Below are 13,041 nucleotides of genomic sequence, written 5' to 3'. Positions count from 1 at the left end.
GTAAAATATTCCTACTATAACCTTGCTTAATCGCTCCAAAAGTTGCGTTATAAAAAATTATTATTTTATATTGTTTTATGATGATAAATCTTAACCATTATCAATAGACTTATTATTTTATGTATCTCAAAAAAATATTATGTTATGTGTACAAGGCTCCACACTAACACATCCCGATGGAGAAATATAACAGGGAAAAGGCACTGACTACTTCTATGCATGGCTAGATTCTCTCTCCCACCTAAAAAGAAAGAGGTTTTTATTTCGTTTTTTTAATTTGTATTTATGTTGAACATTCACCTTTACACTACCAATAATTGTATGATAAGAAAGGAGAAATATATAACTTGAATCTTCCACTTGTAAGTATTCTAATTCCTACTTATAATCGACCTATCTATTTTGAGCAAGCATTGAAAAGTGCTATTTCACAAACTTATCCAAATATTGAAATTATTATATGTGATGATAGTACAAACAATGAAACATATGAAATTGTATCTGCATACACACACATCTATCCATTTCTTAAATATTTTAAAAATGAACAAAATGTTGGAGGAAAGCAGAACTTTCAACTTGCGTTTCAACGATCAACAGGAGAATATATTAACTACCTAATGGATGATGATTTGTTTCATCCCCAAAAAATTGAAAGAATGATGGATGTTTATTTACAAGATATAAATAAAGAAATTAAAATAGTAACTTCTTATCGCCAACCAATTGATGACTTTGGTAACAATATTCCCGATTTAGTATTTACAAAGAAACAATATATATCTGATACGATACTAGATGGGATAAAAGCCGGAAATTCTATGATAACTGTTACAAACTGGATCGGTGAACCCACAACAGTTCTATTCCGCAAAAAAGACTTAACTGAACCGTTTGGTCAATTTTGCGGTTATCAATATGACTCGGCAGTTGATATGGCTTCGTGGCTTTCTTTGTTATCTCAAGGAAAAGCATTGTATATAACAGATACATTAAGTTATTTAAGAATGCACAGCTCAAATGTAGGAAAAAATGCTAGTATGAGGGTAAATGCAGCACATGATTGGGTTCATATGCTTTATCATTGTCCTCAAAAAGGCTTTTTGAAAGAACCGCATTTATTGCAGAAAAGTTTAAAAGGGTGTCTCAGATTTATTGATTCCTTACCGAGTACCTTTCCAAATCAATTATCTGAAAGCGAAAAACATACCTTACTGTATTATAAAAACTGTTTAATAAGGTATGAAAAAGAGATAGGTAAATATATTTGATTTTTCAGAACTCAAAAACATATAAAAATGCAAACAAGAAGGTGTTCCTCTATGGCTTCTCAAAATAATCCTCTAGTCAGCGTCCTAATGCCAGCATTTGAAAGTGCTTTATATTTTGAGCTTGCATTAAAAAGTGCATTGCTTCAAACTTATTCGAATTTTGAAATTATTATAAGGGACAACTCGTTAACTAACGAAATACAGCTTCTCGTGGAAAAAGAATTTCTTCCATATTCGAAACGAATTACGTATATAAAAAACCCCACTCACATGAACAGACCTCACGTTCTGCAGTACCTATTAAAAGATGCAAATGGAGAATACATTAATTATTTGATGGAAGATGACCTGTTTGATCCAACAAAAATTGAAAAGATGATGAATTACTTTTTATCAGATACGAATGAAGATATAAAATTAGTGACTTCTTATCGAAAACCAATTAATGAATCTGGAATGATAGTCCCAGATTTAGTTTACACAAAGAAATTATATAAAACTGATACAGTACTAGACGGAGTCTCAAGTGGAAACTCTATGATGGCAGTGGCAAATTGGATAGGCGAACCCACAACAGTTCTATTCCGCAAAAAAGATTTAATCGAACCGTTTGGTTGTTTTATTGGACATCAATATGAATCCGAAATCGACATGGCCTCGTGGCTTACTTTATTATCACAAGGAAAGTTAGTTTATATCGCTGATGAACTCAGCTATGTAAGAATCCATCCAAATAGAAATACTTGGAAAACACCAATAACAACCGTAAACGATTGGATTCATATGATTTTTCATTCTCAAATAAAGAACTTTTTAACTGATGTTGATTTTTTGCAAAGAAGTATAAATAACCTCTTACGATATATTCATAGTATACTATCTGTTAAACAAAACCAACTGACAATGGAAGAACGTAATTATCTTTTACAGTGTAAAGAAACTCTAGAAATTAAGTTCTTATCATTACTTACAAATGAAAAAATCACTGAAAACCGAGAAGAAAACTAAAAAAGCGTGTTTGAAGAGAAAAAGAAGCGAATCACCTACTTTATAAGCGGTTCACTTCTTTTCTTTTTCTATACGTTATTAACAATCTCTATTCCTCGCTTAAAGTAAGTATTTTTTCAGTATTCTCGTACCGAATCAGTAGTTTTTTCTATATAATCTTTTAATGCCTCTTCCCATGAACGCATGTAGCAAATATCATGAAGTTGAAGCATTGTATGCTGTAGAGCCGAGTACGTAGGACGAGATGCCATTGTCTTAAACTCATCTGCAGAAACTGGAATTACTTGTATATCTATATTTGCTAAAGAGAAAATTTTTTTTGCAAATTCGTATCGACTGCATACGCCCTCATTTGAAACATGATAAATTCCATACAGGTCTGTCCCCATTAATCTTCTTACACAATTCACTAAGTCTTTCGCGTAAGTTGGCGACCCATATTGATCATTCACAATCCTTATTGATCTATTCACTTTAGCTAGATTAAGCATAGTTTCCACAAAATTTTTCCCATATTTCCCATATAGCCAAGAAGTCCTGATGATAAAATATCGGGTATGAAACTCTTGAACAAAATTCTCCCCTACATACTTTGATGCACCATACACATTTATAGGGGAAGGAGGATCAAATTCATTATACTCTGTGCCTTTCCTGCCATTAAATACATAATCAGTACTTATATAGATAAGTTTTGCTTTTATCTTTTCCGCTGCAATGGCTATGTTTCTTGTTCCCGTTGCATTTACAAAAAACACTTCGTCCTTGTTAATTTCTGCTAAGTCTACTTTTGTATAGGCTGCACAATGAATTATAATACTAGGACTCAATTCTTCTAAGACACTGCACACCTCTTCATAATTCACTACATTCATTTCGTTTTTCCCTAAAGAGTATACCTCGTATGAAGAAGACAAAAAATCTTTGGAAAATTGTCTTCCTAATTGGCCCTTTGCTCCTGTGATTACAATTTTCTTCATTTTTCACACCTATTAAAGGCTACTGCCGTGTTTTAATGGCTTCCACCAACTTTCATTATGCACATACCATTGAATTGTTTCTTCTATCCCTTTATCAAATGTATACACTGGGACCCAACCAAGTTCTTTCTTGATTTTATTTGCATTAATAGCATATCGCCAATCATGCCCAAGGCGATCTTTCACAAATGTGATGTATTCTTTCGTTTTTCCTAACTTTTCTAAAATGAGTTTTACTATTTCAATGTTCCGCTTCTCAGTACTCGCACCAATATTATAGATTTCACCTTTCTTCCCTTTATGCAGAACTAAATCAATTGCAGTACAATGATCATATACATGTAACCAGTCCCTGATATTTTTTCCTGTCCCATATATAGGTAATGTTTTATTTTCTAGGACATTTGTAATCATAAGCGGGATAAGTTTTTCTGGATATTGATAAGGACCGTAATTGTTAGAACAACGAGTAATATTAATATTTAATCCATACGTCTTATAACTAGATAATACAATTAAATCAGCGCTTGCTTTACTTGAAGAATAGGGACTATTTGGTGCTAGAGGAGTATTCTCAACAAAATAACCTGTTTCACCCAATGAACCATATACTTCATCAGTTGAGATCTGAATAAATTTTTTAATTTTATACTTTTTTGCTACTTCTAACAAGGTAATCGTTCCTAAAATATTTGTATGATAAAATAATTGAGGTTCTATAATGCTTCTGTCAACATGTGATTCTGCGGCAAAATTAATAATAAAATCAATTCTTTCCGTATGAACTACATACTCTAAAAGCTCACGGTTTTGAATGTCTCCGTGCACAAATATATGATTATTACAATCCATTACATCTTTCAAATTTATAAGGTTCCCGCTGTAAGTTAATAAATCATAGGTTACAATGCGGTAGTCTGGATACTTTCCAACCAGAAATTTCACAAAATTACTGCCAATAAATCCAGCTCCTCCTGTTACTAGGATATTCATATCTTTTTCTCCTCAAATGTAAAATTATATTGTTCCTCATTAACAAAAGGCAAGTGTTTATCCTTTTCAGATAAAATGGGATTGTTAAATGGCCAAGCAATTCCAAGTTCTTCATCTTTCCAATTAATCCCACTATCATATTCTGGCGCATAATATTCATCTACCTTATACATAACCATGGAATTGGGAACTAAAGTACAAAAACCATGAGCAAATCCTTTTGGCACAAGTAACTGTCGATGATTATATTCGCTTAAAATAAAGCTTTGCCATTTTTTATACGTTGGTGAACCCTTTCGCAGATCTACTATCACATCATAAATAACTCCTTTTACAACTTGCACCAGCTTTGTTTGTGCTTTTGGATTCAGTTGAAAATGAAGACCTCTTATTGTACCCGGATCTGAAGATTCAGAAATATTATCTTGAATGAATTGGTATTGAATTTTTTGTTTCTCCCATACTTTTTCATTAAAGCTTTCTTTAAAAAAACCTCTATGATCTCGGTATATAGTAGGCTCTACTAATATTACATCAGTAAATAACGTTTTAATCCGCTTCATTCTATGCATCTTCCTCCTCTCTCAGGCGTATATCTTTTGCGAGCGTATTGGCATGGTAGAGAGAACTGTGCGTACCCGCATCAGTCCACCATCCCTCAAAAATGTCGTATGTTAGCGTTCCTTCTTTAATATAAGCATTATTTAAATCAGTTATTTCGAGTTCTCCTCGAGCAGAAGGTCTTAAATCCTTCACATACTGAAACACATGAGAATCATACATATATATCCCCGTCACTGCATAAGAACTTTTTGGAACTTTCGGTTTCTCCTCAATTGCAATAATATGTTCTCCTTTAATTTCTGGAACTCCGAACCTCTGAGGATTATCCACCTCTTTTAATAGAATTTTCGCTCCTTTTTTTTCCTTTTTGTACTTTTCGACATATGGCTTCAATGCATCAGAAAACACATTATCACCTAAAATGACAACCATCTTGTCGTTTCCTACAAATGCCTCACAAAGTCCCAATGCTTGTGCAATCCCTCCGGCTTTTTCTTGTACTCTATATGTGATAGATACTCCAAACTCCATTCCGCTGCCGAGAAAATTTACAACGTCTCCCATGTGCTCTTTACCCGTGATCACTATAATGTCCTCAATATTACATTCTTTTAACTTATACACAGAATGGTAAATCATTGGATAACGACCAACGGGAAGCAGGTGCTTATTGGTCACCTTTGTAATGGGGTACAAACGTGATCCCGTTCCCCCTGCTAGTATAATTCCCTTCATTTTTTTCCCTCCCTATATAACAATGAAATCCTCTATATGTTTCTCTCATGTAAAACATAGACTATGAGCTCAATAAAAAACACCTTATGTCAAAATTAGTTATTCTTATATAAAAATTATAAATTCAATATATTAGTTGTTAAAATGTTTTTTATTTAATACCATTCTTATTAAATCTGAAGTCCTTGAAACTTCTGTAAAACCTATATCCCTATATATTTTTAACGCTGCTACATTATCAAAAAACACATCCAAATATATGTTAGATAGCGAAAATTTTTCGAATCCATATTTACATGCCAGCTGGGTTGCTTTTTTACCATACCCTTTACCATGCACCCTTTTATCCGCTATCATTAATCTCCCAAATTCTGCAGATTGATTATGGAAATCTATGTTATATAAAGCAACGGCACCAATCGGTTTTTGCAAATTAACTTTTTCTTCAATTATAAACATCATATCATTATCGTTATTCTCATAAGCGACAAACCACCTTTTTTGCTGATCTCCATTTATTACACCGCTGTTAATAAAATATTTTCTTATGTGATCTTGATTTCTCCAAATCCTTACCATTTCAACATCTTTTTCCTCAATTTCACGCAAAATTAATTCATCATTTTCTATAAAGCTACTGAACAAATCAATTCCTCCTAGCCCTTAGCATATTTAATGACCTGCTCGCACACATAATCTACATCCGTTTTTGAAAGTTTCATGTGTATAGGAAGCGATAAAATGTGCTCACTTACCCTGTGAGAGTTCGGACAAGTACCTTGAGCATAAGCGTATAAATTATAGTTCGTGTTATCTCTATAATGCACACCTGGATATATATTAACTTGATTTAATGCCAGTAAAAGCTCATCTCTATTCTTCACTTCAATAATATATAAATGATTTGATGACTCACATCCCGCCGGTATAGGAATTCTTTTTAATTTTTCAGGATGATGAAGGAATTTTTGATTGTACCACTGAGCGATTTGGCGTCTGTAAGCATTATTTTGATCCAAGTACCTCAATTGAACTAAACCGATGGCCGCCATAATCGAATTGCCATGGTATTTATATCCTAAATATTCAACATCATACCTCCACTTATAAGATCCTTTATCTCCTACCCTTTCAAATGTATCTTTGTTAATTCCAAGCCACGTTAACTTTCGGCACAGACTGTCGCATTGATCATCTTTAAAACAAATCATGCCAGAATCAGCTGTAGGAAGATTCTTTACTGCTTGAAAAGAATAAACCATAACATCTGCTTCTTTCCCTGGGATTTCACCATCTAATCTTGTACCAGACATATGAGCGGCATCAACAATTAAGCGTAAATTATATTGATTACATAAGCTTAAGATTTCTTTATATTGTCCTGTGCTTCCGCCTAGTCCCACATACATAATTGCCCTCGTTTTATTTGTAATTTTCTTTTCAATGTCCTTTGGATCCAAACAAAGATATTGGTCGACATCCGCAAAGACTACATTCATATTTTCATAAACTATTGCATGATTAGTAGAAACAAAGGTCAACGGTGTAGAAATGATCTCGTCACCATCATTCCAATTATGAACCATTTTCAATATTTTCACGGCCAAGTGTAAACCAACTGTGGCTGAATTAATAAAATGTGCATTAGGCAGTCCCGTATATCGTTTCCACTCATTTTCAAACTCAACCGTTTTATATCCTAGTCCTGTCCAGCCCTTTTCTAAGCATAATCTTATTTCTTCCAAACACTCATCTATCTCGAAATGAGGAACAAACAACTGAATAGACATAACATCCCCTCTTCCGTTATTAACTCGCCTTGTCGATCCCAAATTTATTATATTCAGTCTACAAGTCCCATATGTACAGTAAAACTTTTGTTTAGTGACAGTGAACTTGTTTGAATGACATATAACGAGTATGGATGCTGTATCCAAACAAAAAAAAGCTTAAAGGATTTAAATCCTTTAAGCTTTTTTTGATTACCCTAAAATATGATACCCAGAATCCACATGAATATTCTCTCCAGTTACACCGCTCGCTAGGTCACTGAATAAGAATAACGCTGTATTTCCTACTTCTTCTTGCGTTACGTTACGACGCATTGGCGCACGTTCTTCAATTTGTTTTAAGATACTGTTGAAGTCGCCAACACCTTTTGCAGATAATGTGCGAATTGGTCCTGCAGATACTGCGTTTACGCGGATGTTATGCTTTCCTAAGTCATTTGCTAAATATTTTACACTCGCTTCTAACGATGCTTTGGCAACACCCATTACGTTGTAGTTTGATACAACGCGTTCTCCGCCAAGGTATGTTAATGTAACAATGCTTCCGCCTTCTGTCATCACTTCTTTCGCTGCTCTTGACACAGCTGTTAAAGAGAATGAGCTAATATTTTGAGCTAATAAGAAACCATTACGAGATGTATCAACGAACTCACCTTTTAAATCATCACGTTCTGCGAATGCAATACAATGAGCCAGTCCATGAATAATTCCAACCTCTTCCTTAATCGTTTGGAAGCAGTTTGCGATATCTTCATCATTTGTTACATCACATGGTAATACAAGTGAATTTTGTCCTTCTAATGATTCTGCTAAGTCGCGAACATTTTTTTCTAAACGCTCTCCAGCATATGTGAAAATTAAGTTTGCTCCTGCGCTATGTAATGAACGAGCAATACCCCAAGCGATGCTTCGTTGATTTGCAACACCCATTACGACAATATTTTTTCCTTTTAGATTGAGAAGATCCATGTATTTATCCTCCTATTTTCATAAATAACAGTAGTTATTAGTACCTGATACTATTTTTATAATATCATAAATTATCTATAAGGCAAAATAAAAAATCATTTTCTACCATATTTCAATACAGAAGTATCACAATCCTGCTTTATATATTTGTAGCTAACAAAACATTTTGCAGGTTCTTACATAAAGTGAAACTTTAATCAGCCCTCACCAATCGGGCTTTTACGGGCAGTTGATCTCCCGCCTAACTTCTTAAGAAAAGCGGAAGCGGCTCGCTCAGAATCGCAGGACGTTGGAGCACGAGGCGCTCTTTTCCTCATCCGAGGGGGCGAAACGACCGGAGATTCTAGCCACTGGAACTGGACAATGCTTCCGCTGAATTTTGAGGCGGGAGTATTACTGCCCACGAATAGCGGGATAAAAGTCACATAAGCTTCCATATGATACATTTCTTGTCCCAACATCTTACATTCTCTCCCTAAATCTAAACAACATATTTGCAAACACCAAAAAATCGGCTAAGATGGTAATAGTGTCGTTTTTTAATAACAATGAGTAATAGAAAGGAATACAGTACGGTGAAAGATAAAAATTCTCGCTATCAAATAGATTACGTTTTAATACTAATTGTACTTGCAATTGCTGCGGTAAGTTGCTTTGCCATCGCAAGTGCACAGCCTTCATTACCACCAAATCTACAAAAGGTTAATTTCGTTGCACAGCAAATTAAATGGTATATAATTGGTGCGATTGCAATTGTTGCAATTATGGTGGTCGACTTTGATCGTTATAAACAAATTTGCTGGTATTTATACGGATTCGCAATGGTTCTTCTTCTTGGACTCGAGCTTCATGTTCCAGGCTCGGTAACAATTAAAGGGGCAACAGCTTGGTATTCACTTCCAGGTATCGGTAATTTCCAACCTTCAGAAATCATGAAACTCTTTTTAATTCTTGTCGTTGGCCGTCTTATCGTAGATCATAATGAAAAATATGTAGTTCGAACACCTCGAGAAGATATGCTCTTGCTTGGAAAAATATTTGCAGCAAGTTTACCACCGCTATTATTAATTGCAAAAGAACCGGATTTAGGAAATACGATGGTAATTTCAGCAATGCTTGCAGCCATGATTCTAGTATCCGGCGTTCGCTGGCGTTTTATTTTCGGTTTAGCTGGTATTGTCACTGCAGTTGGTGCAACACTTGTGTATATTTACTTTGCACACACAGCATTTTTTAAAGCACATATTTTACAAGAGTATCAATTAGATCGTTTCTATGGCTGGTTAGCAGCTTATGAATACCCAACACAAGGTTATCAGCTAACTCAGGCCCTTTTAGCGACCGGATCAGGTGAGTTATATGGAAAAGGCTGGGCAAATGGACAAGTATACTTCCCTGAACCTCATACGGATTTTATTTTTACAAATATTGCTGAGAAGTTTGGATTTTTAGGAGGAAGCGTCGTTATTTCACTCTTCTTCTTATTGATTTATCGTATGATTCACATTGCGTTAGAAAGTAATGATCCATATGGCAGTTATATATGCGCAGGAACAATCGGGATGTTTACATTCCAAGTATTCCAAAATATCGGTATGACAATCGGACTACTTCCTATTACTGGTATTACATTACCACTTCTAAGCTACGGTGGTAGTTCCTTGCTCACCTATATGATTGCAATTGGCTTCATTCTAAATGTGCAGTCACGAACGAAGAAATTTATGTTTGATTAAACCATATCCGAGTGGATATGGTTTTTTTCCTTCATAGCGGTATACTAATCAAAAAAAGAGTAGGTGATTTCATATGAAGTATGATGTTATTGGAGATATTCATGGCTGTTTAGAGGAGTTTCAAGCATTAACAAAGCAGCTTGGTTATACATGGGATAGCGGATTACCTGTTCATCCGCAAAAACGACAGCTTGCTTTTGTAGGCGATATTACAGACCGTGGTCCTCATTCTCTTCGCATGATTGAAATCGTGTGGGAACTTGTCATACATAGAAAAGAAGCATATTATGCCCCTGGGAATCATTGCAATAAATTATATCGTTACTTTCTTGGGCGCAAGGTGCAGGTGACACATGGCCTAGAAACAACCGTTGCAGAATACGAAGCATTAAACACACGTGAGCAAAAAATAATACAAAAAAAATTTATTGACCTTTACGAACAGTCACCTCTCTATCACGTCCTAGATAACGGAAAACTCGTTGTTTGTCACGCTGGTATTCGCCAAGATTATATCGGGAGAAGTGATAAGAAAGTTCAAACTTTCGTCTTGTACGGTGACATTACAGGCGAAAAGCACCCTGATGGTTCTCCTGTCCGCCGTGACTGGGCGAAGCATTATACTGGGGATGCTTGGATTGTATATGGACATACACCTGTCCAAGAGCCTCGATTCGTCAATCATACCGTGAATATTGATACTGGATCAGTATTTGGCGGGAAATTAACTGGACTTCGTTATCCAGAAATGGAGACGCTTTCTGTTCCTTCTTCGATGCCGTTTGTACCGGAGAAATTCCGCTCTATTGACTAAAAAAAGTTGATGGAATAAAGATTATCAAGACCTAAATTAAAAAAAGGTTACTAAATTAAAGGGCATATTAGTCATATATAATATGCCCTTTGTTATTCAACTAACGCACCCGTTAGCATAATAAAAATCACTAAGTCTATTACTACAAATCGGAGGGTAACATTCCATATACAATACTATCTGTCCATTCATTTTTATTCCAAAAATCTTGTATGAAATGGGCTTCCTTTCTCATGCCTATTCGTTCACACAATTTTTGTGAAGCTGTATTACGTGCATCAAGATTAGCTTGTATACGATGTACATTAAAATCATCAAATAATTTAAATACCAAACTACTTACTGCTTCTGTTGCCAAACCTCTCCCAGCTACTTCATTTGAAAAACTATAACCAATTTCAACAGTGTCTTTCATATCTGTGTACCATACGGATAGATCACCAACTACTTTAGTCTTGTATATAACTGCCAAACTTAATATTGATTCTTTAGTGAGTACATTGTTTGCTAGCTTCTTATTAAATCTTTTCTGCATATCTTCATGAGTCCACTTATTATGTAATAGGAACTTACATGTATCATCATTATTATAAATAGCAAATACATCCTGTAAATCAGTACTCTTAAAAGGTCTAATTATTAATCTTTCTGTTGTGATTTCCAAGTTAGCTCTCCTCCCTTACATTCATTCTACAAAACATTTTTTTATAGTATTTAAACCTCCTTCTTAGATTTTATCTTGATTATATATTTCATCATAGTAAATTAAAATCCTTCTTCCACTAAACTGCACCGTTAGCTGCATAAGAAAAAGAGCTACAATCGCAGCTCTTAAATTACTATTGCATCAGTTAGTTGAATAACAAAACTACCCAACATATTGAAAAATTAACTGATATAATGCTATGCAAAGTCCTAAAATACTCGCTTTCATTTTAGATGGATGGTTTCTTTTGCTACGAAACAAGTAAAAAAATACTACTACAAATCCCAAGGGAATCCATAGCTGAAATAAACCTTCTTTTGTACTCAGAGAAAAAATTGGGGCAATGTAGGTGCTAATTAAAAAGTAAAAGAAAAGAGGATATATGCTCATATATTGAACATAATATCCTCTTCTTAGTTTAGTCTATTTAATTGCTATTCCATCAGCTTTTTCATATCTGCCGGCAACTCCGCATAAAATGTTAGTTGCTTTTCTAATATCGGGTGATAAAATGTTAAATTTGTACTATGCAGTGCTTGCCGCTTTATTTCATCTGTTTTCCCGCCGTACAAATCATCACCAAGTAACGCATGATCAAGATGCGCCATATGTACTCTAATTTGATGCGTACGCCCTGTTTCTAATTGAAGCGCTACATGCGTTTTATCTTTCAATCTTTTTTGCACATGAAAATAAGTCACAGCTCGCTGTCCATCTTTACGCACTATGCGTTCAATAATGCTATCTTCTTTTCGTGCAATTGGAGCATCGATTGTTCCGCTATCCTCTGCTATCGTTCCATGAACAATCGCTTCGTATGTTCTTTTCACTTGTTTTTGCTGATGTTGCTTCGATAATAAATGATGGATAAAACGATTTTTAGCAATTAACATTAAACCAGATGTATCCCGGTCAAGCCTCGTTACGATATGTACTGTGCTTGCCAGATTTTGCTGATCATAATAATACAAAAGAGCATTTGCTACACTCCCGCTTGGATGCTCTCTTGACGGAATTGTTGACATATAGGGCCGTTTATTAATAACAAGGACCGAATCATCTTCATACACAACTGAAAGAGCGATATTCTCACTTAGCATCCCTTCACTTCTTTGCTCAGGTGGGAAACATACTACTAACTTTTCACCTTCTTGCAAAACATGACGTACATTTACATGATGTCCATTTACTTCAATCGCACCGCCATGAAACTTAATATCTGTTAACGCTGCCTTTGAAATACCTTTCGTTTTTAAAAAATCGCGAATAAGTATTCCTTCATCCGCTTTTGTTATACACCACGTTAAAGTAAACCTTCTCAATTGCATAGCTCTCTTCTAACCCTCTCTAATGGTGTGCTCACAATGTAAAACCGCCCGTACGAGCCCGATGGCCAGGCTAACTATATACATTCATTTTGATTTTTCAACATATAAATCGTTACTATGCAGAGCAAAACATGACCTGCACTCACT

Annotated in this window: 13 protein-coding genes; 4 read left to right on the top strand and 9 right to left on the bottom strand. The window is 34.9% G+C overall.

Annotation, left to right across the window (positions count from 1 at the left end; genetic code table 11):
• Positions 1-347 precede the first annotated feature (347 nt).
• Together MR076_RS13090 and MR076_RS13085 are read left to right on the top strand one after the other, a co-directional pair.
• Complete coding sequence (locus MR076_RS13090; RefSeq protein ID WP_242221188.1) at positions 348-1,271, top strand: glycosyltransferase family 2 protein; 924 nt, start codon at positions 348-350, stop codon at positions 1,269-1,271.
• Between the two features lie 51 nt (positions 1,272-1,322).
• Positions 1,323-2,279, top strand: coding sequence for a glycosyltransferase family 2 protein (locus MR076_RS13085; protein WP_242221186.1), 957 nt, complete (start codon positions 1,323-1,325; stop codon positions 2,277-2,279).
• Positions 2,280-2,395: 116 nt separating this feature from the next.
• On the opposite strand, the gene rfbD is transcribed toward MR076_RS13085, so the two are convergent.
• From rfbD to fabI, 7 genes are all read right to left on the bottom strand, one after another.
• Positions 2,396-3,259 (bottom strand): dTDP-4-dehydrorhamnose reductase, encoded by an 864-nt coding sequence (gene rfbD, locus MR076_RS13080; protein ID WP_242221185.1) that lies wholly within the window; start codon positions 3,257-3,259, stop codon positions 2,396-2,398.
• A 12-nt stretch (positions 3,260-3,271) separates the two neighbouring features.
• Positions 3,272-4,252, bottom strand: coding sequence for a dTDP-glucose 4,6-dehydratase (gene rfbB, locus MR076_RS13075; protein WP_242221184.1), 981 nt, complete (start codon positions 4,250-4,252; stop codon positions 3,272-3,274).
• On the bottom strand, positions 4,249-4,815 hold the full coding sequence (gene rfbC, locus MR076_RS13070; RefSeq protein ID WP_242221182.1) for a dTDP-4-dehydrorhamnose 3,5-epimerase: 567 nt from the start codon (positions 4,813-4,815) through the stop codon (positions 4,249-4,251). Before rfbC ends, rfbB begins: the two co-directional genes overlap by 4 nt.
• 1 nt (position 4,816) lies before the next feature.
• The gene (locus MR076_RS13065) at positions 4,817-5,551 is read right to left on the bottom strand and encodes a sugar phosphate nucleotidyltransferase (protein ID WP_242221180.1); all 735 of its coding nucleotides are present in this window, start codon (positions 5,549-5,551) and stop codon (positions 4,817-4,819) included.
• Positions 5,552-5,683: 132 nt separating this feature from the next.
• Positions 5,684-6,196, bottom strand: a complete 513-nt coding sequence (locus tag MR076_RS13060) for a GNAT family N-acetyltransferase (protein WP_242221178.1) — start codon at positions 6,194-6,196, stop codon at positions 5,684-5,686.
• A gap of 11 nt (positions 6,197-6,207) precedes the next feature.
• Positions 6,208-7,341: a DegT/DnrJ/EryC1/StrS family aminotransferase gene (locus MR076_RS13055; protein WP_242221176.1), complete on the bottom strand. Its 1,134-nt coding sequence runs from the start codon at positions 7,339-7,341 to the stop codon at positions 6,208-6,210.
• Between the two features lie 192 nt (positions 7,342-7,533).
• A complete protein-coding gene (fabI, locus tag MR076_RS13050) occupies positions 7,534-8,310 on the bottom strand; it encodes an enoyl-ACP reductase FabI (RefSeq protein ID WP_242221175.1) in 777 nt (258 codons plus the stop codon).
• A 575-nt stretch (positions 8,311-8,885) separates the two neighbouring features.
• Here fabI and MR076_RS13045 point away from each other — a divergent pair.
• Both MR076_RS13045 and prpE read left to right on the top strand, forming a co-directional pair.
• Positions 8,886-10,046, top strand: coding sequence for an FtsW/RodA/SpoVE family cell cycle protein (locus tag MR076_RS13045; protein ID WP_242221172.1), 1,161 nt, complete (start codon positions 8,886-8,888; stop codon positions 10,044-10,046).
• A 73-nt stretch (positions 10,047-10,119) separates the two neighbouring features.
• Entirely contained in the window at positions 10,120-10,860 is a 741-nt protein-coding gene (prpE, locus tag MR076_RS13040; protein WP_242221170.1) for a bis(5'-nucleosyl)-tetraphosphatase PrpE, read from the top strand.
• Between the two features lie 142 nt (positions 10,861-11,002).
• On the opposite strand, the gene MR076_RS13035 is transcribed toward prpE, so the two are convergent.
• A complete protein-coding gene (locus MR076_RS13035; RefSeq protein ID WP_242221168.1) occupies positions 11,003-11,524 on the bottom strand; it encodes a GNAT family N-acetyltransferase in 522 nt (173 codons plus the stop codon).
• 476 nt (positions 11,525-12,000) lie between these two features.
• Entirely contained in the window at positions 12,001-12,888 is an 888-nt protein-coding gene (locus MR076_RS13030) for an RluA family pseudouridine synthase (protein ID WP_242221166.1), read from the bottom strand.
• Positions 12,889-13,041: the final 153 nt, after the last annotated feature.

Origin of the sequence: Bacillus cereus group sp. BfR-BA-01380, assembly GCF_022663535.1 — a bacterium.
GTDB classification, from domain to species: Bacteria; Bacillota; Bacilli; order Bacillales; family Bacillaceae_G; genus Bacillus_A; species Bacillus_A cereus_BB.
Note: the sequence above shows the minus strand (reverse complement) of the source record. Positions and strands in the feature narration are given on the sequence as shown.